Source organism: Ochrobactrum sp. S1502_03 (assembly GCF_044435015.1).
In the GTDB taxonomy this organism is placed as follows: Bacteria; Pseudomonadota; Alphaproteobacteria; order Rhizobiales; family Rhizobiaceae; genus Brucella; species Brucella chromiisoli.
The window spans coordinates 1-23,505 of the sequence record NZ_JAYEXN010000019.1 but is presented as its reverse complement, the minus strand read 5'-3'; the positions used below and the strand labels follow the sequence as shown (position 1 = coordinate 23,505).

Sequence of the window (23,505 nt, the reverse complement as noted above, 5' to 3'; positions counted from 1 at the left end):
CGCACTTCTTGCTTTTTACACTCACCGACAGGACGCGAAAGCTCTTCGGCAATGTTATAGAGCACGGCATAATGCTACACAAACGTTGCAGTTTGAGAAAAGTTCCTCGAGATTTTAAAAAAGTGAGGGAACTTTTTCAGAGTGGGCGCATTTAGCCTCCAGAGTAATGCATTTGTGATCGTGGAACAGGGCGAGATGCCTGGAATGAATAAGTGATGACAGAAAAGAAAAACCTTCAAGCGAACGGGGCCGGGATCCGGCTCAACGGGCGCGTCCGGAAGGACATTTTAGGACCTAACTGCGAAGTCGGTCTCAAACTCAAAGCGCTTTATACCTCAATACAGGAAGAGACAATTCCGGATCGTTTCCTCGACCTTTTGGAAAAACTCGATCAGGCTGAACAGGAGAGTACGCGTGGGCAAAGCACTGGTTCCGTCGGCTGAAGAGTTGGCGCAATTCAAGCGCGAACTCCTGGCCTCGCTGCCAAGTTTGCGTGCGTTTGCGGTATCATTGATCGGCCAGCATGATCGTGCTGACGATCTGGTTCAGGACACAATTATGAAAGCCTGGGCCAAGCAAGAATCCTTTGAGTTGGGAACCAACATCAAGGCATGGCTGTTTACGATCCTGCGCAACGAGTTTTACAGCCAGATGCGTAAGCGTGGTCGTGAGGTGCAGGATACGGACGGTGTTTTCAGCGAACAACTGGCTGTGCATCCATCGCAATATGGCACGCTTGATTTGCAGGATTTCAAGGTAGCGCTCGATCAGCTGCCTGATGACCAGCGTGAGGCCATCATTCTGATTGGAGCGTCTGGCTTTGCCTATGAAGAGGCTGCTGAAATCTGTGGCTGTGCTGTTGGCACGATCAAAAGCCGTGTCAGCCGTGCGCGCACGCGCCTTCAGGAGATACTGCAAATTGAAGGCGATGCAGACTACGGGCCGGATGCCAATTCATCCCGCGCCACGCTGAGAAGCTTCGCCTGACGCCTGTGCTGATGCATGCAAATGCCGGAAACAGACCGGGAAAGCATTTCCTGTTTTGATTGAATTATTGGAAATGCTCTGCCGGTTTGTTTTCACGCAATAGGCTACGAATTTCGGTTTCGGCATACCAGGCCGTGTGGACAATTATATTCTGGTTCGTGGTATGGAGATACACGCCACGGCGGCCTTTTCTGCTGTTCAGAAACAAAACCTTCTCATGCCACGACTGAAAAATAATTGTCCACACGGCCTAGGCACTTGAAGAGTTCGCTTTACTAATATTTGCTTGTCAAACCATTATGGAAGATCCGTGCGGTCCTCCGCACTGGTTTGTAACTTTGAATTCTTGTGGATTTGCCGTTGTCATCAGCCTTTTCAAACCGCCTGTTCAAACCTTCGATGCGCCCGATTGCCTTTATCGTGTCGCTTAGTCTGGTTTTGTTATCGGCGTTGATAACCCTGTTTCTTTCCTATGGTGTGAACAAACAGGTTGTCGATATTTCAAGGAACTTTGAACTGCGCGAGCAGGTCAACAGGGTGACACGCATTGCCTATAATATTGAGATGAGCCGTCGCGGATATCTTCTGACGCTGGATGAAGATTATCTTGATCGCTACGAGCGTTCGATTGCCAATATTGACCAGACGCTGGATGATCTTGCCGTCATGACAGAAAATAATCCGCCGCAGCATGCGCGGGTTATAGAGATCAAGTCGCTGGTTAAGCAGGGTCAAAAAGATGTTCGTGAGACGATCATTCTTGCCAGGCAAGGCAAGATTGGCGAGGCCACTCAACAACTTCGCAGTAACGAGGGCAAAAATCTGCGCGATCAGCTTGCGCAAACAGTGTCGCAATTTGTCGCCACGGAGGGACAGGAACTTGCACAGCGCAATGCCTATATAGACAGGATGCGCTCCTTGCTGACGGCGACTTCGATCGTCGCGCTTACCTCAGCAGCCGTGCTGGGTTTTTTGCTTTTGTCACGTGTTCAGCGCGCGGCACGTCTGCTCTTTGAAGGGCAGTCGGCTTTGCTGTCTGAGAAAGAGCTTCTTGAGGAACGCGTGAAAGAGCGAACAGCGGAGCTCGAACGGGAGCGTGCTGTTGCTGAGCATGAGCGCAAACGGGTTGAAATCCTTTTGCAGGATTCAAACCACCGCATCGGCAATTCACTGGCCACTGTTTCTTCGTTGCTTGGCCTGCAATTGCGACAAACGCGCAGTGAAGAAGCCCGCGCGGCCCTCGTTGCGGCGCGCGATCGGGTGCAGACGGTTTCGACCGCGCATCGCAGGCTCCGGCTGGGCGAGGATATGGAATCGACGCGAATTGATGAGTTTCTGGAAACAGTTATCGAAGATATCCGCGAGGGAATTGCGGATGATCGCCAAATCACTTTCACAACGGATTTTGCGCCACTTGATCTCAAAGCGCGGGATGTTACGACAATCGGTATCATTCTGGGCGAGCTTATCACCAATGCGATCAAGCATGCTTTCAAGGGGCGGCAAGGCGGTCGAATTTCAGTTAGCTTCAAAAATGACGTTGAGAGTGGAAAGCCTGCTTTGATGGTCGAAGATGACGGTATCGGCTGGCAGGGTGGCGATACGGATAATGCGCGCGAACAGAATGGCCTTGGCACGCTGGTGGTCGAGCAACTTTGCATGCAGTTTGGCGAAAAGCCGGTTTATTCGACGTCCGAAGATGGTACGGGAACACGCGTGATCGTCCGGTTGTCCTCCCTTGTTCACGCGCGGCCAGATCAGGAGCACGAAGCTTCGTCATAAAAACGGCCCCCAACGAAACATCGCGGGGAGCCGGTCTCATCTGTTTTGCTTATCGTAAAATCAGCGCTTCGTCTTATTTGAAAGCAAGCTCACCAGCGCTATGCCTGCCAATGGCAGTGCGACAGCGAGAATTGGACGTTTCAGAATTGACGGCACGGTTGCAATTGCAGCCGTTGCCACGAGTGCTGATTTGTCTGCGGCGATACGCTCTTTGCGTTTCTTTTCTTCTGCCGCAGCCTGAACTTTGAGCACTGCAATGATAAGCAGAGCAATGATAATCGATAGCCCTGCGAGAATGAGTGCAGCAATCGGCCCGCCGTAATTTTGAGCCAGTGCAAGAAAAGCGGCGACGCAAAGAAACACAACCGCGATCAGTCCGAAGACAGCAATTGCCGCTCCAAAAATTGCAGCACGTTTAGCACGTCCGGTGAGAAGCTTTAGCTCATCACCGGCAAGCGTTGCCACGACTGGTGCCAGAAGCTTCAGCATGGCGCGGATCAGCGGCGCAAGAGAAGGGCGAGCAGATAACCGATACCAACAGCCGTCGCCAGCGATGCAATCGGTTTGGCCCGCACTGTTTCGGTCAACTGCGCTTCGACATCCTGCGCTTTGCTTTTCAGGTCATCGACAACGTCTTCACCCTGCACATATGCGCTTTTATACGTTTGCTTGGCGGTGCGTTTCGCATCGCGCACAGTCTGGGAACCAAGATTCGCCAGGGTTGCGGCGATGGCAGCAATATCTTCCTTCAGCTGCTCGACCTGAGACTGAAGGTCTTCAGTTGTCGAATCGGTCAGTGCCTCTTCGAGATTTTCCTCAATCTTACGCGTGTTGGTTGTTCCGCGCGCCATGTCAGGCCTCCTGTTTAATCACTGTTTGCAACATATGTTGTTCGACGAGTGGTCTAATTTCTAAAATTGCATCCCACGGTAACAGACGTCGAGCCAATTTAGGCATCAAGAAGACGACAAGCAACCGTATCAATTCACCACAATAACGTTGTTACGGCGCAATGGTTGCATGTTCAGGCATAAGTCAGCAACTCAAACCATGACGATCTGCAAGTCATGGTAAATATCGCTGGAATCGTTTGCGCTGACGCGTCCTGTCTTACGCAAAAAACAGATAGGCTGCGCAAGCGACAGTGATGAAAGCCAGACCGCCGTAATAGGATGGCTTTAATGATCGCGCGCGAACAGGCAATGGATCATCGTTGCCTGCCATCGCCATACGAGCAGCGTTTTCAAGTGCCTGAATGTCTTTAAGCATCATGAGCCTCTCCTCCCGAATTCCGTTCAGTCCCAGGCAATGATTGGAAATGCCCAAACTATCCCCAAACTGTCCATTGCAGCATATCACGCCTGATTTGAAGCTTTTATGCAAGTGCTATCCCGATAAGGGGATCAGCGTTCTTGGGGGCAGCAGGTTTGAGAAATTTATGTGTTCAATCCTAAAAATAGCAGCATTTTCAAAACATGACTTGCATCATCATATTAATGGGAGTTAAGAAAAGGCCTCAAGTGGCATGACAGGCGGCGGGGCAGTCTGCATGATTGATCTGTCATGTACGCTCGGACCTGAACAATCAAAAGGCGATGAAAATGACTGGTTTCTGGCGAAAAAGCTTCATGGCTGCGGCGATGGGCATGGGGCTGCTGGCATTTGCGGGTTCTGCACTTGCACAGGAGGCACAGCAGCCTGCCAACGATAGCCCCGCTGCGACCAGCCCAGCCCCCGTTCAAGCACCGGCAGCCCAGCCCGCCATTATACCATCCGCAACCCCAGCAAGTGAACCCAATGCAGCAGAGCCACTGACCGCAACCGAGGCGCCCCCTGCTTTTGTCCTGCCGCATGACCTTTCGCCATGGGGTATGTTCATGGCCGCCGACTGGGTTGTGAAAGGGGTGATGATCGGTCTTGCGGTTGCATCACTTTTAACCTGGACGATCTTGATCGCGAAATCGCTTGAACTGGCCGGTGCTCGCAGCCGCGCCAAACACGCATTGAAGATCATTGGTCATTCGGCGACACTTTCCGAAGCTGTTCGTACACTTGAAGGCGCGAAGGGACCGGCTTCCATTCTGGTCCGCGCTGCCGAAGATGAAGTTCGTCTTTCTGGCCCGGCATTGGCGCGTGCCGGAGGGGAAGGCCTTAAGGAGCGCGTTACCTCGCGCCTGTCGCGCATCGAAGCAAAAGCCGGACGCCGTCTTTCCAAGGGTACGGGCATTCTGGCAACCATCGGTTCGGTCGCGCCCTTTGTCGGTCTTTTTGGAACTGTGTGGGGCATCATGAATTCGTTTATCGGCATCAGTCAGGCACAGACGACCAATCTTGCTGTTGTTGCTCCGGGCATTGCAGAAGCGTTGCTCGCCACGGCCATCGGCCTTGTTGCGGCCATTCCTGCCGTTGTTATCTATAACGTTTTCGCCCGTTCAATCACTGGTTACCGCGCGCTGCTTGCCGATGCTTCAGCGGGCGTTGAGCGTCTGGTAAGCCGGGATCTTGACTTCAGAACAGCTGGCGTGCGTGAAGGCGCGCTGCACGCAGCGGAGTAGTATCATGGCTGGCAAAGTTCGAGAAGGCGATGGCGACGATCTGGAACTGAACCACGAAATCAACGTGACACCGTTCATCGATGTTATGCTGGTTCTCCTGATCATCTTCATGGTTGCGGCCCCTCTTGCGACTGTGGACATCAACGTGGATCTGCCTGCGTCGACTGCAACACCTGCACCTCGCCCTGACAAGCCGATCTATGTGACGCTCAAGGAAGATTTATCCATCAGCGTTGGCAACGACACGGTTGCTCGCGAAGGACTGGGGCAAAAGCTTGACGGTGTGTCTGAGCGAAACAAGGATGCGCGGGTCTTTTTGCGGGCTGACAAAATGGTTGGTTACGGTGAATTGATGCGTGTGATGAACCTGCTGCGAGAAGCTGGCTATCTCAAGATTGCGCTGGTCGGCCTTGAAACTGTGGGGGCTGCCTCTGATGGTTCAGCACCAGCCTCTGCGCCGGTTGGTCAGGGAGCACAGTAAATGGACAGATTGCCGCCCGAACATCCCCCCCTTAAAAATGTGGCATCGACGGATAGCCATCATTATTCCTTTTGGCATGATGCAGGGCGTTGGATTGGTGCGGGGATTATCGTCTTAAGTGTACATGCTGCCGGCGCCTATGCGATCAGCATGAATCAGGATGAGGATCAGCCGGATGGCGCGCAGGTTGCTGCCATGGTGGTTGAGTTTGCACCTGAGCCGGAAGCTCCGATGGAAGAAGTGGTGTCCGAAGCACCTCAACAGGAAACGGCTGTAGAGCCTGTCGAAGAGGTTCAACCGGAGCCCGTCGTTGAGGAGATCAAGGAGCCGGAACCAGAGCCGGAGCCTGAAGTGATCAATGAACCGGAAGAGGTAATTCCGGATATTGTTGAGGCCCCTAAGCCGGAAGTGGCTGTACCGGCTCCGGTCGAAAAGCCGAAGCCAAAGATTGAAAAGCCGAAGGAAGAGAAGCCAAAGGCCGAAAAGCCAAAGCCGGTCAAGAAAATCGAAAAGCCGAAGCCAAAGCAGGCGGAGAAGGCCAAGGAAACGCGCCAGGCAAGTGCGCCGCGCATGGACGTGGATTCGGGTGCCAAACCCGTTGCCAATCGCCGTGGCGACAACAACGCATCAGCTGGTGTCAGTTCCAATAAGTGGCAGTCGAAACTTTATTCGCACTTGTTGCGCCGCACGCGTTCATTGCAGCGTCAAGCTGGCAGAGGTGTGAAAGGGACGGCACAGGTTGCGTTTGTCGTTGATCCGTCTGGTAATATTCTCTCTGTGAAACTGGCGCGCTCATCGGGCAATCCAACTGTTGATGAACTGGCTGTTCAGGCCACGCGCAACTCATCGCCCGTGCCTGCGCCACCCGCCGCAATTGCAAAGCCGCGGATGCCAATCACAGTGCCAATTCAGTTCAAATAGGCAGCGAAGCGATATCTTAGAGCAACTCCGGCAAAAGCGGAAACCGGTTTGCTAAACTCTACATCGAGCATCACCAGCCCGCTTCCGCCAATAAAAAAGCGCGGAATGTCCGCGCTTTCTGATACCTTATCTCGCATGCTGATCAGGCAGCGGCACTTTCCGAAGAAATGACGCTGATAATATCGTTGACGACCTTCTCAACAAGAACACGATCATCGCCTTCCGCCATAACACGGATAAGCGGCTCGGTTCCGGAAGGGCGAATAACCAGACGGCCTTGCGTACCAAGACGGTCCTGCGCCTCATTAATCGCGCTCTTGACCTTCTTGTTCTCAAGTGGCTTTCCGCCAGCGGTACGCACATTCTTGAGAAGCTGTGGAACCGGCTCAAACTTGCGGCACAATTCGCTCAGCGGCTTATTCTCTTCCTGTGCAACGGCAAGGATCTGCAATGCAGAAACCAAGCCATCACCCGTGGTCGCAAAATCTGACAGAACAATATGCCCTGACTGTTCGCCACCCACATTAAAGCCATGCTCACGCATATGCTCAACCACGTAACGATCACCGACCTTGGTGCGGGCGAGCGTCATGTTATGATCATGCAAAAAGCGTTCGAGGCCGAGATTCGACATAATTGTCGCAACGATACCGCCGCCTTGCAAACGGTCAGACCGAGCCCATGATTCGGCAATCACAGCCAAAAGCTGATCGCCATCAATCACCGTGCCGTTTTCATCGACAAGCAGAACACGATCAGCGTCGCCATCCAGTGCAATACCAACATCGGCGCGCACTTCATGCACTTTCTTCATCAACCCAATCGGATGGGTCGAGCCACAATCCTCATTGATGTTGATGCCGTTTGGCTCGTCATTGATGGTAATGACCTCCGCGCCAAGCTCCCATAGCGCTGCAGGTGCAACCTTATAGCCCGCGCCATTGGCACAATCGACCACAACCCGCAGACCATTGAGCGAAATATTGCGTGGCAGCGTGCGTTTCGCAAATTCGATATAGCGATAGATATCACCATCAACGCGCTTGGCCTTGCCCACATCTCCATGGGTCGCAAGATGCGCAGACAAATCACTGTCGATCAGGCTTTCGATCTTCAGCTCGATTTCATCGGACAGCTTGAAACCATCAGGACCGAAAAGCTTGATGCCATTATCATAGAAAGGATTATGCGAAGCCGAAATCATCACACCAATATCAGCACGCAAAGAACGGCAAAGCATAGCAACGGCCGGCGTTGGAATTGGACCAAGCAGGAAAACATCCATGCCGGCAGCGGTGAAACCAGCAACCAGTGCGTTTTCCAGCATATAGCCGGAACGACGCGTATCTTTACCGATCACAACGCGTGAGGCTTGTCCCTTGCGACGGAAGATATGACCGACAGCCATACCAACTTTCATGGCAATATCAGGCGTCATCGGAAAGCTGTTGGCCTTGCCGCGAATGCCGTCGGTTCCAAAATACTTGCGTGTCATATTCTTAGCCTTGCGTTGCGCCATAGAGCTGTCTCGAAGCAAACAAATATCAGTCGCTGTTAATCCCTAAGGCAGCAATGGCATCCGAACTTTCCTGAGCCCGGCAATCGATTGTCTGCGTTATTAGCGCAAAACCACCCGTCATTGCAATTTCACCTTTCGGGGAAACAGACCACTTTAAAGCATCAATTTCCAAATCTGTCCTATGATGCGCCGAAATGCTTAACAGAGCCTTTCCGACAAAACTCGCTGTGAAAGCAGAAAAGCCGGGCAGACTGCCCGGCTATTCATAATCATTACAGATGCTTATTGCGGCTGCGGGTTCGGTTCCATGCCAGGCTCACTGCCCGGTTCATCACCCTTGCGCTTACGCTTGCTTCCCGCTTTCGGAACACCTGAACCGCGCGACGGCGTATCATTGCCCTGATCACGCGATGGCTTGTTGCCTGCGATCAGTTCCCTGATTTCATCGCCGCTGAGCGTTTCATATTCCAGAAGACCTTCCGCCAGTGCAATCCAGTCCTCACGCTTTTCCGTCAAGATGCGGGTGGCATCGGCATAGGCCTCATCAATCAGGCGGCGCACTTCGGCGTCGATGATCTGCGCGGTTTCTTCCGAAATATTCTGCGTGCGCGAAACCGAATGGCCGAGGAAAACCTCTTCCTGATTGTCACCATAAGCCACACGGCCAAGCTTGTCGGAATAACCCCACTGCGTGACCATCGAACGAGCAAGTTTCGTCGCCTGCTGAATATCGGAAGAAGCACCGGACGTAATGTTTTCCTTGCCGAATTTCAGCTCTTCCGCCACACGGCCACCCATCATGATCGCCAGACGCGAGATCATCCATGTATAGGTCGCTGAATAACGATCACCTTCAGGAAGCTGCATCACCATACCCAGCGCACGCCCGCGCGGAATAATGGTTGCCTTGTGAACAGGATCCGAACTCGGAACATTGAGCGCAACGATCGCATGCCCTGCTTCATGATAGGCCGTATTGGCCTTTTCTTCCTGCGTCATGGCGGAGCGGCGTTCCGCACCCATCATGATCTTGTCCTTGGCGTCTTCGAATTCCTGCATGGTCACAAGGCGCTTGTTACGGCGTGCGGCCATCAGGGCAGATTCGTTGACGAGATTGGCAAGATCAGCACCGGAAAAGCCCGGCGTACCGCGTGCGATAACCTTGAGATCAACATTGGGTGCAAGCGGAACATTGCGCACATGCACTTTGAGAATCTGCTCGCGGCCCACAATATCAGGGTTCGGAACGACGACCTGACGGTCAAAACGGCCCGGACGCAACAATGCAGGATCAAGAACGTCAGGACGGTTGGTTGCAGCAATCAGAATGATCGATTCATTGGCTTCAAAACCATCCATCTCAACCAGAAGCTGGTTAAGTGTCTGTTCGCGTTCGTCGTTACCGCCACCAAGACCGGCGCCACGATGACGACCGACAGCATCGATTTCGTCGATGAAGATAATGCAAGGCGCATTCTTCTTGGCCTGTTCGAACATGTCACGGACGCGGCTTGCACCAACACCGACGAACATTTCAACGAAGTCAGAACCGGAAATCGTGAAGAACGGCACATTGGCTTCGCCTGCAACAGAGCGCGCGAGCAAAGTCTTACCGGTTCCGGGAGGACCAACGAGCAGAACACCACGTGGAATCTTACCACCCAGACGCTGAAATTTCTGCGGATCGCGCAGGAACTCAACAATTTCTTCCAGATCCTGCTTGGCTTCTTCAACGCCCGCAACGTCCTGAAACGTCACGCGACCATGCGCTTCGGTCAAAAGCTTGGCCTTGGACTTGCCAAAGCCCATCGCACCGCGCGAACCACCCTGCATCTGACGCATGAAGAAAATCCACACGCCAAGAATAAGAATCATCGGCAACCAGGAAAGCAGAATGCCTAAAAGCGAGCTGGAACCATCGCTTTCAGGGCGAGCAGTAATCGTCACGCCTTTATCTTCAAGGCGCGAAACCAGCCCAGTATCGCCGGGTGAATAGGTCTGAAAGGTCGAGCCATTATCAGCAAACGTACCGCTAATCCGCTCACCAGTGATCGTAACCGACTTCACGCGCCCATTGGAAACGTCATCGATAAACTGGGAATAGGAAACTTCACGGGAATTCGTGCGCTGGCCAGGACTCTGGAACAGGTTGAACAGCGCGATCAAGAGCAGAGCAATGATCGCCCAAAGGGCGAAGTTGCGATAGTTCGGATTCATAACGGGTCCAATCGATACCACGGCCACCCCGCGAGAACGGGATGATGTTTCGTTCTAACATAGGATCGAAGGAAGGCCTTGCCAAGGCGCGAGAGCCGCACAGTCTTCGATTCTTATCAAACTGGTTTATAAAAATTAGGACATTGTCGTCCAAAACGCTGCTCAAAGGCTTTTGCCAGCGCAAAATCATAGCCAGGAAGAACGTGATCAAAGAGCGCGAAGTGCTTTTCGATGCTGATTCCCGCGGGCAATTTCTGCCCGTCGAGTATTGGAAGCTGCGAAAGTTTGCCGTCTTCATAAATCGCAGGCAAAACAAGCAAGGCTTCGCGCAGCGCAGAATCAACTTCCAATCCCGCACCTTTGACGAAATCGCCAAGCTCCTGCCGATCCGGTGCCGCCACCTTCAAGGAAGCTGTTCCATCATTGTGGAAACGGAACCGACCATCCCAGATGATCTGCTGCCCCGGATCAAGACGCATAACGGGAAGATTGCGCCGCTCACGTCGAAAGCAGTGCGGCTGGCCGTTTTTGCCAAGTTCGATAAGCGCGCCAAAAATTGTCAAGCGGTCCACTTTCTCATGACCTGACAGAAGCTTTTCAATGCGCGAGCGCTCGGCATCACCGGGCAAAAAGCGGCGCCCTCCGGCAAGCGAAGCAAGCAGCCCCGATAAAAGCCGCCGGATATTTTCTGGCAATGCAGCATAGACATCCGCATCGACCCCAATCGTGCCAAACGGGTCCATTTGAAGACAATGCGCATTCGCCAGAGCAGCAATCAGAATTGCGTTGTCACGCTGACGCGCAGCGCGCGCCACAGCGATTTTTTCGAGAACCATGGCCGGGTCAGCCAATGCTGCTGTGGTTGCGCGCACCCGCGGACGTTCATAACGCGTATTGACATTGCTTGGATCATCAATCCACACAACACCCCGCTGACAAAGCATATCGCGTAAGACAGCACGCGACAGATGAAGCAATGGCCGGATAAGCTCAACCGAATTTTCGAGCCTCGAACGCGATGCCATGGCCGCAAGTCCACGCGCTTCTGAATGCGAGCTGCGCTCTTTGCGCATCAGAAATGTTTCAATCTGATCGTCGCTTGTGTGGCCAGTGGCAATAACATCTGCACCAGCCTCATGTGCTGCCTGAACCAGCAGGCGATATCGGGCAGAACGTGCGGCTGCGGCAATGCCTGTCTTCGGCTTGGCGTCGTCCCATGTCAGAGTGCGATGAGAAAGCCCATGCGCTTTGCAAAGCTTCCCGACATCAGCCGCTTCTTTGGCCGATTCGGCCCGCAAACCATGATCAATGGTGACAACGGTGATCGACGGCGGGGACTTGAGCGTCGCGAGATAGTCTTTCAGCAAAAACAGCAATGCCAGTGAATCACTGCCACCTGAAACAGCAGCGACAATTCCTTTTGCATGCTCTAATTCGAAAGGTTTTAAAATATCGACCGGGGAAAGCCCCACGAATGATCTCCAAAATCAGCATTTAATCCGTTTACGTTCATCCGTAACCCGCTTCAAAATGGCAGGTGCGGCGCTCGGATAACGCTCGGGAATTTGCTTGAATGTCGCGCAGGCGACATCGTTATTGTCCATCTTTTCAAGCGTCATACCAAGCTTGAACATGTTTTCCGGGGCACGTTTGGACTCTGGATAATCGCGTTGCGTATCGATGAAAACAGTCGCAGCTTCAGGATAACGTGATTGACCGTAAAGCGATTCACCCAACCAGTAACGCGCTTCGGCAGTGGCCGGATCGGCTGGATAGCGTTTAATATGTTCGCGAAAACCTGCTTCAGCCGCTTTGTAATCGCCCGACATAAGATATTGATAGGCAGCCTGATAAAGCGAATTCGGATTATCATCCGTCGGCAGAGACGCCACCGCATCGCCTCCCGGCACGGCTGCACCCTGTTCCGCCGGACGCGGCTGAACATTGATCGTTTCGCCGATTACATTGCCATTGTTATCAAACTCGATGGAGCCAAGCGTTTTTGGCGGCTCCCCACGTTGCGGCCCGCCTTGTGAGGCAGCGCCTGAACCAATAGCCATGGAATCGGCGCCCGATGCATTATTGGCCGCCGTCTGTGAAGAAGAACCGAGATTCCCGTCCTGCATTGTGGTTCCCGAACCCCCGTTATCAGGGGTTCCGGTGGCTGTTGCGTCGGCAAGTGACGTTTCACCTGCCTCCTTGCCTGCATCAGCGCGCCCACCTTCGAGCTTCTGGAACCGGCGTTCATTTTCTTCCTGCATTTTCTGCATCTGGTCCTGAAATTCCAGAACCTGAAAATTCATGGCTTCCGCGCGGTTACCAAGCTTATCCGCAATATCAACCGGATTACCCATGCCCTGCGAACAAAGATCCCCACCCGGAGGTGGTGCTGCCAATGGTGCACTCTGACCAGCACTTGACTGGGTGGAAGCTGTGCCACCGTTTTTCTTTTCCAACTCTTCAAATCGGAAGAGATTGTCGTCCTGCGTTTTTTGCAGCAATTCGTCGGTAAAACGAATCTGCGCATCCACATCCTCAACCTTGCCGGTCAGGTTGCGAATGAGTTCCTGCTGCAAGCCGGGGCTCTGGTAGCCACCCTGCCCGCCTGTGCCACCGCTATCACGCATGGCGTCATCGAGAATGGCTGTCGAACCAATGACAACATGATTCTGTGCGCCGCCCTTGCCTTTTTCAAGTGCCCGGAAACGGGTTTCATTATCACGCTGAACCTGAAGCATCTTATCGCGAAGTTGCAGGATGCGGGCGTATGACTGCGCATTCTGATGCGCAAGATTGCATATCTGCTGCGAAAACTGGCCACCCCCGAGATCGCCCGCCTGCGCAATCTGGATGGTTCCCTGCTCAGAAGAAACAGATGCAGCCAGAACCGGAGCACCCGCCAAAAGCGGCAGCATGGCAAATGCCAGTGTCACTTTTCTCATTGGTTTCCTCATTCCCTTTCGCCCCTATTGCTCATGTACCCTAAAACCTTTCGACCGCGGTCATCATGTTCATGCTCATCGTGATATTTGATGCCTGAATATCAACTGAACACCCAACTTCGCGCGGCCCTCTTTCGCTTTTAGAGAAAATCCATAAAAAGCAAAGATGCTTTCCCTATCACACAGGTGAGTTCGGCCAAAATTTGTCGAAGATGCCAATAAGTCGGTCCCTGAAACAAAAAAAGCAGCCCAAAGGCCGCTTTTTCTGGATTAGGTTCAGGCGATTTTCTGAAACTTAGCTACCGGCACCGTTGAGAACGGTAACCGCACGGCGGTTCTGCGACCAGCAAGAGTTGTTGTCGCAAACAGCCACTGGACGTTCGTTGCCGTAGGAAACGGTACGCATACGGCTGGTTGGAACGCCACGAGCCGCAAGGAAATCACGGGTTGCAGCAGCACGGCGCTGGCCGAGTGCAAGATTGTATTCGCGTGTGCCGCGCTCGTCCGCATGGCCTTCAATCGTGACCGAATACTGCGGATAACGCTGCAACCACTGAGCCTGCTTCGACAGAGTCTGCTGTGCGTCTGCACGGATCAGCGACGAGTCGAGGTCAAAAAGAATGCGGTCACCGACGTTCACAGTGAAATCCTGAGAAGAGCCAGGCGCTGCTGCACCACCAGCAAGACCAAGATCTCCGGCATTGTTCGGAAGGTTCTTCTTGGACGCACAACCGACAACGGCGAGCGACATGAAAAGGGCAATAGCGATAGGGCTACGTGCGATCGACTGGAAACGGCGCATGGGCCGGAGCTCCTTAAGATTTGATGTTCCTGCGTGACCAACCAATAATCATATTTAGGTTAAGGCAGGCTCAAGAAGTATGGTTAACAATTCCTTATGGCCAAATGCAGAACGGCTTTTCAGTTGCAATTCTCCTTTTAGGCCATGATGGCTAAATGCGGCAGAAACACGACCCAACGGCCTGAATTATGGCATTTTACCGAAAAAAGCATGAAACAAACAGATAGAGCATTTCCAATGTTTCAATCAAAACTGGAAATGCTCAACGTTTCACACCCTTAGGCTCACCATGAAGGTAATTACTCAAGCAATGGCGACCAGGCTGGATCTGAACCGAAGTTCGGAGTCTGGATCTGACGCTCATTACGGCCTGTCAGATCAATCGTGAAAAGCTTGGGACCACCAGCACCAGCGGCCTTGCGGAAGAACATCAGCACGCGGCCATTGGGAGCCCAGGTCGGGCCCTCATTATGGAAGCCGGAAGTCAGAAGGCGCTCACCCGTACCGTCGGTTTTCATGACACCAATGGAGAACTGACCCTGCGACTGCTTCGTGAAAGCGATCAGATCACCGCGCGGAGACCAGACAGGCGTCGAATAGCTGCCATCCCCTGCCGAAATGCGGCGTGGATTGGAACCGTCAGCACCCATGACATAGAGCTGCGGACGACCGCCACGGTCCGACGAAAACACGATCTGCGAACCATCGGGCGAATAAGAAGCACTCGTATCAATTGCCTGACTGCTGGTCAGACGTGTCGTCGTGCGGTTACGCAGATCCATCGTATAAATATTGGCGCTGCCATCGTCCTGCAAAAGGCTCATGACAACCTTCTGTCCGTCCGGCGAAAAGCGTGGTGCAATCGACATGCCGGGGAAGTTGCCAACCAGTTCGCGCTGACCGGTTTCCAGCTGCAACAGATAAACGCGCGGCTGACCACCGGCAAACGACATATATGTCACTTCCTGACGGTTCGGCGAGAAGCGTGGCGTCAGCGCCATGTCACGACCGTCAGAGAGATAGCGCACATTCGCGCCGTCCTGATCCATAATCGCCAGACGCTTCACACGCTTCTGCGCAGGGCCCGATTCATCCACAAAAACAATGCGTGTATCAAAATAACCCTTTTCACCCGTCAGGCGCTCATAAATCGCATCTGCAATAATATGCGCAACACGACGCCAGTTATCGGGCGTTGTGAAGAACTGCTGACCGATCAGCTGCTGGCCGCCAAACGTATCCCAAAGGCGGAATTCAGCCTTGAGCCGTCCATCGGGCTGCTTGGTAATACGACCTGTCACCAGTGCCTGCGCATTGATCACTTTCCAGTCTTCAAAACGCGGCGATGCATCAGGGTTGGATATCTTTTCAATGAAAGCCCCCTTGTTGATCGGCGCAAAAAGGCCCGAACGTTCAAGATCGGCTGCAATGACCGACGTGATATTCGCACCCAGCTGATCACCCGAAAGAAAATCGGTGACCGCAATTGGCAATGGCTCAACCACACCCTTGTTGATGTTGATTTCCACCACCGCACGCGCAGGCATGGTGGCCACCAGGCTCGCAGCAATCATACAGGCGAAAGCCGAAAAAACGATCCGGATCTTTTTGTTCATGATGCCGATTTTCATGTCTTTAGGGACCTCTTTTGTCCTTTGGCCTCGTTAAGGCAATCGATAGGAGTGACCAGCAAGGCTGATCAGAACATTTCACTCGGGTCGAAGTTGACGATCACTTCCGACCATGAATCATATTTGTCTGCTGGCAGGTTATAAGGTGCACAACGGGCCACAGCGCGTTTCGCACTTTCCGCTGCTGCACGACCAACACCGTCAGTGCCACCACCAGATGTCACTTCAGGAACACCCTGAATAGAACCATCCTGATTGAGATGCATCTTCACCGTGACAATCAGTCCTGGCGCGTCTGCCACACCGGCAGGCACATTCCAGCACTTGGAAATGGCACCACGAAGCGCATCCATTTCATTCTGGCTCAATTTTGAGCCACCCGTATTCTTCTTGCCGCCAAGCGATGCCTGATCGGTCGAACGCTTTGCACCGCCGCCTGATGTCTTCTGCTTGTTGAGAAGCGCTGCCACTTCATCAGCAATCGCATCATTTTTCGATTGCGACGTCTGCGAGGCCGACTGCGTCGGCTTCTTTTCTTCCACAGGCTTGCGATCCGGCGTTTTTGCCGTCTGCGCCTGCGGCGGTTTTGGCTTTGCCTGTGGCGCCGGCACATTATCCGGCAATTTCGGTGCCGTCTGGTCAGGAGCTTCCGCCTGTTTTTCGATCGCTTCTGCGACCGGATCAGGCTTCACGTCCTGTTTTGCTTCAGGCTTGGTTTGCACTTCCGTCGCAGGAACCGGTGTCGGCTTTTCCTGCGGCGTTGGTTCGGGCTTGGGATCAGGCTTCGGCTCCGGCTTTTTCACCGGCTCCGGCTGTGCCTTTGGTTCCTCAGCCGCTTCAATTGGCTTGGCCTTGTTGTCTGGTTTCGGCGGCGTCTGAAGATCGACTTCATTGTCACCGACATTCTGGGCATCCGGTACGGTGTTCGGCTTTTTGGTCGGAACGGGCGCCGACTTTTCCTTCATGGGCGCAGTTTTATCGCCCTGCTGGATTTGCGTGATCGATTCGATCGGCACGATGTCGACCGGAAATGATTCCGAATCCTGCACGTCGAAAGGCTTCGGCGAGGAAAACGAAACCACAACCAGCGCAAGCGCAACGGCATGGAGTGCAACAGAAGATATCAGGCCAGCCTTCATGATGCCGTCAGCTATCCTGCTCCTGGAGTGTCACAAGGCCGATATTCTTGAAACCGGCGGCGGAGATACGAGCCATAACCTTCATGACAGTGCCATAATCGGCAGCCTTGTCACCGCGCACAAAAATGCGCTCTTCATACCCGGTTTTGGCAATCGCCTGAAGCTTGGGAACCACTTCATCAATCGGAATTTCAGTTTCCTGAATAAAGATCCGACCTTCGTTGTTGACCGAAACAGTGATTGGCTGCGTATCGGCATTCATGGCCTTGGCCTGCGTATCGGGCAGATCAATCGGCACACCAACCGTCAGAAGCGGTGCGGAAACCATGAAAATGATAAGCAGCACCAGCATCACGTCCACGAATGGCGTAACGTTGATCTCGCTCATTAATGCCTTCTTGCGGCCACGCCTGCGGCGACCACCCGATTGCATTCCCTGATTTCCAACTGACATGCCCATTTCAATATTCCCGAAGGCTCGATTTAGCTTTGATGCTGGAACACGCTTAGTTGCGTGGCGTCAGCTTCTCATCAATTTGGCGCGACAGTATGGCGGAGAACTCGTCTGCAAAACCTTCAAGGCGTCCGTTGATTTTGCCTGCATCACCCGAGAGCTTGTTATAGGCAATAACCGCAGGGATAGCTGCGAGCAAACCAATGGCCGTTGCAAGCAGCGCTTCCGCAATACCGGGAGCAACAACCGCGAGGCTGGTATTTTTCGAGGCCGCAATCGCCTGAAACGACGTCATAATACCGACAACAGTACCGAACAGCCCCACAAACGGCGCGGCTGAACCGGTCGTAGCCAGAAAGCCGAGACGCGATTCAAGTTTTTCACCTTCGCGGGCAAGCGCCACATCCATTGCCTTGTCGATACGCATTTGAAGCGCTATCGGCGAGCGCGCGCCTTTTTCGAACGATTTCTTCCATTCGCGCATGGCAGCAATAAAGATCGACGCCATTCCCGTGGTGCGGCGCTCATTAAGAGTGCGATAAAGCTCCTCAAGCGATTGCCCCGACCAGAAAGCCTGTTCAAAGCGATCGATGGCGCGACGTGCGCGGCCATAGGACACGATCTTGTCCACGATGATCGCCCACGTCCAGACCGAAGCGAGAATGAGACCAAGCATAACCAGCTTGACCACCCAGCCCGCATGCATAAACAGGCCCCAGAGGGTAATATCGGCGGCTGGGGCCGCAAGCGCAATATTTTCCATCGATCTACCGTCCTCGAATCCAAACGCCCGGCGTCAGAACCGGGCGGCATCACAAATTCTTCTTAAAACGCCCGCTACCGAACGCCCCAACCACCATAAACGGACTTCAAATTAAAATCCTCACAGCGCTTGTCATGGTTAATTTTGGTGAAAGGAAGGCGTTACACACGATCCAACCTCTCAACCGATTCCGTCATCATGATTAATCGGCCATTATGGTTAAAGATCAGTTAGCATTTAATAAGAGGCGATATAGGCCCGTTAATTATTGCAGATCGGCTGAAAATATCAGCCCGCTTTTGTGAAAGCCTCACGCCATTCATCCGGTATGCGACGCGGATGACCCTGCTTGGTAATCATCACTGCTTCAACTTTTGCTTCCGAAAGCAGACGGTCGCCACAGGTAATCTTCTGCGCCATGATCACACGCGCGCCGCGGATTTCATGCACACGGGTTTCAATCAGAATGAGATCATCCATCTTTGCAGGCGATTTGTAATCGATCTCCATGCGACGAACGACCCAGACCATTTCTTCACCCAAGGCGCCTTCAGCAAGTTCGATGTGATGCACATCCTGAAGACGCAGAAAATCAGTGCGGCCGCGCTCATAAAATTCAAGATAGCGGCCATGATACACAAAGCCGGAAAAATCCGTATCCGCATAATAGATACGCGCATAGAGATGATGCACCCCATCCTTTAATGCGCCTGAAACTGATTGTGCTGCTGCCTGATCGATTGTGTGCGTCATTCGTCTTCCATGAAAAGGCCAAACTGCGACTGCTGTGCCACTTCCGCAGGGGCAGCAAGTCCCATATGCTGCCAGGCAAGCGCCGTGAGAACACGCCCGCGCGGCGTGCGCTGCAAAAAGCCCTGCTGAATCATATAGGGTTCGATAATATCTTCAATGGCATCGCGCGGTTCGGATAGTCCGGCCGCAATGGTTTCGATCCCGACTGGTCCGCCGCCAAAATTTCGCGCGATCATATCAAGATAGCGCCGATCCAGCTGATCAAACCCGCGATTATCGACCTCAAGCCGCGAAAGCGCTTCATCGGCGATCTTGCGATCAATGACATCGGCACCGGCAACCAACGCGAAATCACGAACACGCCGCAACAAACGGCCCGCAATACGCGGTGTGCCGCGCGAACGGCGTGCCACTTCCAGCGCGCCATCGGGCGAAATACCCATCTGCATGATGCGCGCACCGCGCCGCACAATATATTCGAGTTCTTCAACCGTATAGAAATTCAGCCTGACAGGAATACCAAAGCGATCGCGCAAAGGCGTCGTCAAAAGCCCCAGACGCGTTGTCGCTGCAACCAGCGTGAATTTCGCAAGATCGATCTTCACCGAACGCGCTGCCGGACCTTCACCAATAATGAGATCAAGCTGAAAATCTTCCATTGCCGGATAGAGAATTTCTTCAACAGCCGGGCTGAGACGGTGAATTTCGTCGATAAACAGCACATCACGATCTTCGAGATTGGTCAGAAGCGCTGCAAGATCACCAGCCTTGGCAATCACCGGACCAGAGGTCGAGCGGAAATTGACGCCCAGTTCTTTGGCCATAATCTGCGCGAGCGTGGTTTTTCCCAGTCCCGGAGGACCGACGAAAAGCACGTGATCGAGTGCTTCGCCGCGCACTTTGGCGGCTTCAATAAAGACTTTGAGATTGGCGCGCGCTTGCGCCTGCCCCACAAAATCATCCAGCGTTTGCGGGCGCAAAGTTGTATCGGCATCTTCGCCGCGCAGATCAGCATCGATAAGGGGATTGCGGTCGCTCATGCCATCCCTCTCGCATGAACATTCAGCGCACACAAGTAGCTCACCGCGACAACTCCTTCAGACCGAGGCGAATAAGTTTGGCCGAATCGGCATCCTGACCGGCTTCTTTTAGCGCCGCAGCCACAGCATTGGCCGCCTGATCACGGGAATAACCGAGATTGGATAGCGCCGAGACAGCATCGCTGACCGGCGCCGAGGCAACACCTGAGCCAAGTTCCTGTTTGAGACCGATTGTTCCGCTGGCTTCCCCTGCAAAGGCCGGTGCTTTGTTCTTCAGCTCGGTGACAATCCGCTCGGCTACTTTTTTGCCAACGCCCGGCGCACGCGAAACCATGGCAATGTCTCTCAAAGCAATCGCATTGGCAAGTTCGGAAGGGGTCAGTGTTCCAAGCACAGCAAGCGCCACCTTCGCACCCACGCCCTGCACATTCTGCAACAGACGGAACCATTCGCGCTCAAGCTGCGACCCGAAACCATAAAGGCGGATCATGTCCTCACGTACATAAGTCTCGATCAAGAGAACCGCAGCTTCCCCTACCCCGCCAAGGTTACCAAGCGTGCGCGCCGAACAAAAAGCGACATAGCCAACGCCATGCACGTCGATAACCGCATGATCATCTGCAATTTCATCGATCACACCCTTGAGCTTGCCGATCATTGGATACCTACCCCGCTATAAGCGCATCGCGAAAAATGTAGAACGGTCTTCGCAATAAGATGCGCGTTAACTCAAAAGCGCCTGCATTCTGCGAGCGCTGACAATGCTCTGACGATGATGCGCATGGCAAATGGCAATGGCAAGCGCATCGGCAGCGTCACTCGTATCGAACGTTGCGCGCGGCATCAGAACTTTCACCATCATATGGATTTGCTGCTTTTCGCCATGGCCAACGCCAATGACCGCCTTCTTGACGGCATTGGGCGCATATTCTGCCACCGGCAGTCCCGCCTGCGCAGGGGCCAGAAGTGCAATACCGCGTGCCTGCCCGAGCTTAAGCGTGGCAGTTGCATCCTTATTGACGAATGTATGCTCAACCGCCGCTTCATGCGGGACAAAGTCATGCAGGACTTTGGACAGCCCTTCATGAAGCTGACAAAGCCGTGAAGCGAGATCCAGCTCGGCATTCGACGTCACGGTGCCGGAACCGATAAAATGCAGGGAATTGCCAAGCGATTCGACGACGCCCCAGCCGGTACGGCGAAGCCCCGGATCAATACCAATGATGCGAATCGTTTCTTTCATAAGTGAACCCTATCCTCAGACAGGTTCACTTGACAGCACAAAAGTGAACAAAAGAGAAACATACGCAAGCCAACAGGCCACCTCTCATATCCAAAAAAAATGGACACACTATATTTTGACCAATTTATTGGGCATTACAAATTTAGATTAATATTATAAATTACTTATGCAACTTATCTTTGAAGCTAATAAATATTAGGAGAATAATTATGAATTTCTCTAAATTTTTTAGATTTATATCGGCAAAACAACATCAAGACTCTGTTGATTATATAGATGCAAAAAAAGCAACAAAAGGCGGCGGTGGATTTAGGTCTGAATCACCTCAGCTTTGGGATGATGGATTGAGTCAGTGAATGAATGATTAGGCAGACATGAGTGAGAATTCATGTCTGTCGAATTTTCAAGATAAATCTGGTGATGCGGTGCTCTCTATTTCAAACGACGATGCATTCGTATCGTCTGGTTTTTTTAAATATTTAAAGCATAAAGATTCTTCATCCTCTTGTGAAGAAAATCTATTCCTTTATTCTTTCTCCCCCATATTAAATGAAATGGTTCTTTATGGGCACCGCGGAGAATTCCACATCAAGCCAACCGGAGGAGAAGTTAATGTCGAGAGACCACTCTGGTGCGCGCATGATATATTCTTTTTCTATAATAAAAATCAGTGGCTAATCTCGGATGATATGACCGCGATGTCAGCTATGCAGGCCAAGCTCAAATCGAATCCTGGCTTCATCGCGAACTATCTATCATCAACTGAGTTTGCCACAGATCAAACGCCCTTTACCGGAATAGGCTGTGTTATGCCCGGAACCACAGCCATTCTTCATTCAAACGGGCAAATAACGTATAAACTCATCTGCGGTGAGACGTCTCAACTTGATAGCAATGAAATCCCTGAAACTCTCATTGAGCACATCAACAGCGCTGGCGGGCCAAACAGACCGTTCATTCTGGAACTGTCAGGAGGTCTTGATTCTTCAGGTGTTTTCTACGCTGCCCCGACACAGCCACGAACGGCTGAACAACTATATCCGGTTACCTATTACGACCCCAATATATCGAATTCTTCCGATGTGGTTGCCGCTCAGGCGCTTTGCGGCAAGCATGGCGTTAATCTTCACCTGATACCAATCCGTTCGGACGGCATATTCACCGATCTGTTCACCGGACCTGCTTACAAACCAAAGCGCCCATCTCTATGGCTGCTTCATTCGGCTTCGCAACGAGACCTGATCGATTATGCTCAGTCTTTGCCGACTGACTGCATGATTTTAAACGGGCACGGTGGCGACCACATATTTCTGGCAAATCCTGTGGCAAGTGCCGTCATTGATCATCTTTGGAAGAAACACCCCAATATTACCAAAGCTTTTGAAACGGCGCGCAAACTTACCGTTTTGAACCAAAAATCATGGTTGCGGCTTGCTCGTGAGAGCTTATCAGACTGCCAGGCACGGCTGTATTTCCATATCTACGGCGCGGCCAATATTGGTTCCTCTCAAGATAAAAAAGCAATATTCAATAGCGAACTGTATAGAATTGCGTTTAATGAGCAAAAACGCGTTAACAGCATTTTCCAAAATCAATCCGTATCGAGTGATTGGATACGGCATCGCCGATCACTCATGGCAGCGGTCCATCATGGCGCGGCAGACCGTCTAACAGACATCCGATACCAGACTGTCTATCCATACCTTAATGAAACGCTGATCCGTTGGGCGGAAAACAGGTCGGACAGCTCAACCTTTTCTTATGAACTCAATAGATTGCCGCAAAGAGAAAGCTTCCACCGTCGTTTCGGCGCCACGAGTTTCATGCGTAAGGGAAAAGGAGATATCAGCGGTATTGTCCAGCGTATGATCCGTGCGGAAAGTGAACACATCGTTGAGTTGATACTCAATGGCGAAGCAGCCAAATGTGGCTTTATCAATAAAGCGAATGTGCTTGACGATATTCGCAGATGCCAATTGGGCGGCGAATTCATTTCGCCGTCAACGCTGCTGCTTTTGTCGCTCGAACTTTATTACAAATGCTGGAAAAGCGAAATGTAATGGGCATCACATTCAGGGATTATTACCATCCATGCTTCACAAGAGACGGCGGTGTCATTTTTGACAGTAAGAATGACCAATATATACTGCTCTCGGATGAGGAAACGACAATCATTCAGAGCCTGAATCATAATGAATTTAACGATATCAGGCTCTTGCGATGCGCCGCGTGAGGAAGCGTATGTTTGCGATGTAGACCCACGCTTCGGAAGAAGC

25 protein-coding genes are annotated in these 23,505 nt (G+C 52.5%); 8 read left to right on the top strand and 17 right to left on the bottom strand.

Annotated elements, in window-relative coordinates; genetic code table 11:
- The first annotated feature begins 215 nt into the window (after nucleotides 1-215).
- The 3 genes from VBH83_RS13020 (at nucleotide 216) to VBH83_RS13010 (ending at nucleotide 2,769) form a co-directional block, all read left to right on the top strand.
- Nucleotides 216-443 (top strand): NepR family anti-sigma factor, encoded by a 228-nt coding sequence (locus VBH83_RS13020; RefSeq protein ID WP_265984784.1) that lies wholly within the window; start codon nucleotides 216-218, stop codon nucleotides 441-443.
- Nucleotides 415-987, top strand: coding sequence for an RNA polymerase sigma factor (locus VBH83_RS13015; protein ID WP_265984785.1), 573 nt, complete (start codon nucleotides 415-417; stop codon nucleotides 985-987). The genes VBH83_RS13020 and VBH83_RS13015 overlap by 29 nt, the downstream gene beginning before the upstream one ends.
- A gap of 360 nt (nucleotides 988-1,347) precedes the next feature.
- On the top strand, nucleotides 1,348-2,769 hold the full coding sequence (locus VBH83_RS13010; protein ID WP_265984786.1) for a sensor histidine kinase: 1,422 nt from the start codon (nucleotides 1,348-1,350) through the stop codon (nucleotides 2,767-2,769).
- Between the two features lie 60 nt (nucleotides 2,770-2,829).
- On the opposite strand, the gene VBH83_RS13005 is transcribed toward VBH83_RS13010, so the two are convergent.
- The 3 genes from VBH83_RS13005 to VBH83_RS12995 all read right to left on the bottom strand — a co-directional run bounded on the left by VBH83_RS13005 (nucleotide 2,830) and on the right by VBH83_RS12995 (nucleotide 4,041).
- Nucleotides 2,830-3,258: a phage holin family protein gene (locus tag VBH83_RS13005; protein WP_265984787.1), complete on the bottom strand. Its 429-nt coding sequence runs from the start codon at nucleotides 3,256-3,258 to the stop codon at nucleotides 2,830-2,832.
- A gap of 8 nt (nucleotides 3,259-3,266) precedes the next feature.
- The gene (locus VBH83_RS13000) at nucleotides 3,267-3,620 is read right to left on the bottom strand and encodes a YqjD family protein (protein WP_396998111.1); all 354 of its coding nucleotides are present in this window, start codon (nucleotides 3,618-3,620) and stop codon (nucleotides 3,267-3,269) included.
- Between the two features lie 259 nt (nucleotides 3,621-3,879).
- Nucleotides 3,880-4,041: a hypothetical protein gene (locus VBH83_RS12995; RefSeq protein ID WP_265984789.1), complete on the bottom strand. Its 162-nt coding sequence runs from the start codon at nucleotides 4,039-4,041 to the stop codon at nucleotides 3,880-3,882.
- Between the two features lie 329 nt (nucleotides 4,042-4,370).
- Between VBH83_RS12995 and exbB the strand changes: the two genes are divergently transcribed.
- The 3 genes from exbB to VBH83_RS12980 are packed head-to-tail and all read left to right on the top strand — an operon-like array spanning nucleotide 4,371 to nucleotide 6,726.
- A complete protein-coding gene (gene exbB, locus VBH83_RS12990; protein WP_265984790.1) occupies nucleotides 4,371-5,324 on the top strand; it encodes a tonB-system energizer ExbB in 954 nt (317 codons plus the stop codon).
- Between the two features lie 4 nt (nucleotides 5,325-5,328).
- A complete protein-coding gene (gene exbD, locus VBH83_RS12985; RefSeq protein WP_265984791.1) occupies nucleotides 5,329-5,805 on the top strand; it encodes a TonB system transport protein ExbD in 477 nt (158 codons plus the stop codon).
- Nucleotides 5,806-6,726: an energy transducer TonB gene (locus VBH83_RS12980; RefSeq protein WP_265984792.1), complete on the top strand. Its 921-nt coding sequence runs from the start codon at nucleotides 5,806-5,808 to the stop codon at nucleotides 6,724-6,726. It begins immediately after the preceding gene.
- A gap of 142 nt (nucleotides 6,727-6,868) precedes the next feature.
- Here the strand turns inward: VBH83_RS12980 and glmM are convergent, their stop codons facing one another.
- The 13 genes from glmM to ruvC all read right to left on the bottom strand — a co-directional run bounded on the left by glmM (nucleotide 6,869) and on the right by ruvC (nucleotide 21,229).
- Nucleotides 6,869-8,221, bottom strand: a complete 1,353-nt coding sequence (gene glmM / locus VBH83_RS12975; protein WP_396998108.1) for a phosphoglucosamine mutase — start codon at nucleotides 8,219-8,221, stop codon at nucleotides 6,869-6,871.
- Nucleotides 8,222-8,527: 306 nt separating this feature from the next.
- On the bottom strand, nucleotides 8,528-10,462 hold the full coding sequence (ftsH, locus tag VBH83_RS12970) for an ATP-dependent zinc metalloprotease FtsH (protein WP_396998106.1): 1,935 nt from the start codon (nucleotides 10,460-10,462) through the stop codon (nucleotides 8,528-8,530).
- 116 nt (nucleotides 10,463-10,578) lie between these two features.
- Nucleotides 10,579-11,934 (bottom strand): tRNA lysidine(34) synthetase TilS, encoded by a 1,356-nt coding sequence (tilS, locus tag VBH83_RS12965; RefSeq protein ID WP_396998104.1) that lies wholly within the window; start codon nucleotides 11,932-11,934, stop codon nucleotides 10,579-10,581.
- 15 nt (nucleotides 11,935-11,949) lie between these two features.
- Nucleotides 11,950-13,416: a tol-pal system protein YbgF gene (gene ybgF, locus VBH83_RS12960; RefSeq protein ID WP_265984796.1), complete on the bottom strand. Its 1,467-nt coding sequence runs from the start codon at nucleotides 13,414-13,416 to the stop codon at nucleotides 11,950-11,952.
- Between the two features lie 283 nt (nucleotides 13,417-13,699).
- A complete protein-coding gene (gene pal / locus VBH83_RS12955) occupies nucleotides 13,700-14,206 on the bottom strand; it encodes a peptidoglycan-associated lipoprotein Pal (RefSeq protein WP_265984797.1) in 507 nt (168 codons plus the stop codon).
- 299 nt (nucleotides 14,207-14,505) lie between these two features.
- Nucleotides 14,506-15,837 (bottom strand): Tol-Pal system beta propeller repeat protein TolB, encoded by a 1,332-nt coding sequence (tolB, locus tag VBH83_RS12950; RefSeq protein WP_265984798.1) that lies wholly within the window; start codon nucleotides 15,835-15,837, stop codon nucleotides 14,506-14,508.
- Nucleotides 15,838-15,905: 68 nt separating this feature from the next.
- Nucleotides 15,906-16,976, bottom strand: coding sequence for a cell envelope integrity protein TolA (locus VBH83_RS12945; protein WP_265984799.1), 1,071 nt, complete (start codon nucleotides 16,974-16,976; stop codon nucleotides 15,906-15,908).
- A gap of 7 nt (nucleotides 16,977-16,983) precedes the next feature.
- Nucleotides 16,984-17,436, bottom strand: coding sequence for a protein TolR (gene tolR / locus VBH83_RS12940; RefSeq protein WP_187544039.1), 453 nt, complete (start codon nucleotides 17,434-17,436; stop codon nucleotides 16,984-16,986).
- A gap of 46 nt (nucleotides 17,437-17,482) precedes the next feature.
- Nucleotides 17,483-18,193 (bottom strand): protein TolQ, encoded by a 711-nt coding sequence (tolQ, locus tag VBH83_RS12935; protein ID WP_265984800.1) that lies wholly within the window; start codon nucleotides 18,191-18,193, stop codon nucleotides 17,483-17,485.
- A 288-nt stretch (nucleotides 18,194-18,481) separates the two neighbouring features.
- Nucleotides 18,482-18,946: a tol-pal system-associated acyl-CoA thioesterase gene (ybgC, locus tag VBH83_RS12930; protein ID WP_265984801.1), complete on the bottom strand. Its 465-nt coding sequence runs from the start codon at nucleotides 18,944-18,946 to the stop codon at nucleotides 18,482-18,484.
- Nucleotides 18,943-19,986 carry a Holliday junction branch migration DNA helicase RuvB gene (gene ruvB / locus VBH83_RS12925; protein ID WP_265984802.1) on the bottom strand — a complete coding sequence of 348 codons (1,044 nt, stop codon included), beginning with the start codon at nucleotides 19,984-19,986 and terminating at the stop codon, nucleotides 18,943-18,945. Before ruvB ends, ybgC begins: the two co-directional genes overlap by 4 nt.
- A 40-nt stretch (nucleotides 19,987-20,026) precedes the next feature.
- Nucleotides 20,027-20,644: a Holliday junction branch migration protein RuvA gene (gene ruvA, locus VBH83_RS12920; protein ID WP_265984803.1), complete on the bottom strand. Its 618-nt coding sequence runs from the start codon at nucleotides 20,642-20,644 to the stop codon at nucleotides 20,027-20,029.
- Between the two features lie 66 nt (nucleotides 20,645-20,710).
- A complete protein-coding gene (gene ruvC / locus VBH83_RS12915; RefSeq protein WP_265984804.1) occupies nucleotides 20,711-21,229 on the bottom strand; it encodes a crossover junction endodeoxyribonuclease RuvC in 519 nt (172 codons plus the stop codon).
- Between the two features lie 209 nt (nucleotides 21,230-21,438).
- Between ruvC and VBH83_RS12910 the strand changes: the two genes are divergently transcribed.
- The gene (locus VBH83_RS12910) at nucleotides 21,439-21,585 is read left to right on the top strand and encodes a hypothetical protein (RefSeq protein WP_265984805.1); all 147 of its coding nucleotides are present in this window, start codon (nucleotides 21,439-21,441) and stop codon (nucleotides 21,583-21,585) included.
- Nucleotides 21,586-21,603: 18 nt separating this feature from the next.
- On the top strand, nucleotides 21,604-23,289 hold the full coding sequence (locus VBH83_RS12905; protein ID WP_396998099.1) for an asparagine synthase-related protein: 1,686 nt from the start codon (nucleotides 21,604-21,606) through the stop codon (nucleotides 23,287-23,289).
- Here the strand turns inward: VBH83_RS12905 and VBH83_RS12900 are convergent.
- Nucleotides 23,262-23,505, bottom strand: a 244-nt coding sequence (locus tag VBH83_RS12900; protein ID WP_396998097.1) for a hypothetical protein, incomplete at its 5' end; no start/stop codon positions are given. The two genes, VBH83_RS12905 and VBH83_RS12900, sit on opposite strands and share 28 nt — an antisense overlap.

Coding starts and splice junctions, on each gene's coding strand:
- exbB (WP_265984790.1), top strand. CDS start 4,371: ATGACTGGTTTCTGGCGAAAAAGCTTCATGGCTGCGGCGATGGGCATG.
- exbD (WP_265984791.1), top strand. CDS start 5,329: ATGGCTGGCAAAGTTCGAGAAGGCGATGGCGACGATCTGGAACTGAAC.
- VBH83_RS12995 (WP_265984789.1), bottom strand. CDS start 4,041: ATGATGCTTAAAGACATTCAGGCACTTGAAAACGCTGCTCGTATGGCG.
- ftsH (WP_396998106.1), bottom strand. CDS start 10,462: ATGAATCCGAACTATCGCAACTTCGCCCTTTGGGCGATCATTGCTCTG.
- VBH83_RS13005 (WP_265984787.1), bottom strand. CDS start 3,258: ATGCTGAAGCTTCTGGCACCAGTCGTGGCAACGCTTGCCGGTGATGAG.
- VBH83_RS12905 (WP_396998099.1), top strand. CDS start 21,604: ATGAGTGAGAATTCATGTCTGTCGAATTTTCAAGATAAATCTGGTGAT.
- VBH83_RS12910 (WP_265984805.1), top strand. CDS start 21,439: ATGAATTTCTCTAAATTTTTTAGATTTATATCGGCAAAACAACATCAA.
- pal (WP_265984797.1), bottom strand. CDS start 14,206: ATGCGCCGTTTCCAGTCGATCGCACGTAGCCCTATCGCTATTGCCCTT.
- glmM (WP_396998108.1), bottom strand. CDS start 8,221: ATGACACGCAAGTATTTTGGAACCGACGGCATTCGCGGCAAGGCCAAC.
- ybgC (WP_265984801.1), bottom strand. CDS start 18,946: ATGACGCACACAATCGATCAGGCAGCAGCACAATCAGTTTCAGGCGCA.
- tolQ (WP_265984800.1), bottom strand. CDS start 18,193: ATGGAAAATATTGCGCTTGCGGCCCCAGCCGCCGATATTACCCTCTGG.
- VBH83_RS13000 (WP_396998111.1), bottom strand. CDS start 3,620: ATGGCGCGCGGAACAACCAACACGCGTAAGATTGAGGAAAATCTCGAA.
- VBH83_RS12980 (WP_265984792.1), top strand. CDS start 5,806: ATGGACAGATTGCCGCCCGAACATCCCCCCCTTAAAAATGTGGCATCG.
- VBH83_RS13020 (WP_265984784.1), top strand. CDS start 216: ATGACAGAAAAGAAAAACCTTCAAGCGAACGGGGCCGGGATCCGGCTC.
- tolB (WP_265984798.1), bottom strand. CDS start 15,837: ATGAAAATCGGCATCATGAACAAAAAGATCCGGATCGTTTTTTCGGCT.
- ruvA (WP_265984803.1), bottom strand. CDS start 20,644: ATGATCGGCAAGCTCAAGGGTGTGATCGATGAAATTGCAGATGATCAT.
- ruvC (WP_265984804.1), bottom strand. CDS start 21,229: ATGAAAGAAACGATTCGCATCATTGGTATTGATCCGGGGCTTCGCCGT.
- ruvB (WP_265984802.1), bottom strand. CDS start 19,986: ATGAGCGACCGCAATCCCCTTATCGATGCTGATCTGCGCGGCGAAGAT.
- VBH83_RS12945 (WP_265984799.1), bottom strand. CDS start 16,976: ATGAAGGCTGGCCTGATATCTTCTGTTGCACTCCATGCCGTTGCGCTT.
- ybgF (WP_265984796.1), bottom strand. CDS start 13,416: ATGAGGAAACCAATGAGAAAAGTGACACTGGCATTTGCCATGCTGCCG.
- tolR (WP_187544039.1), bottom strand. CDS start 17,436: ATGGGCATGTCAGTTGGAAATCAGGGAATGCAATCGGGTGGTCGCCGC.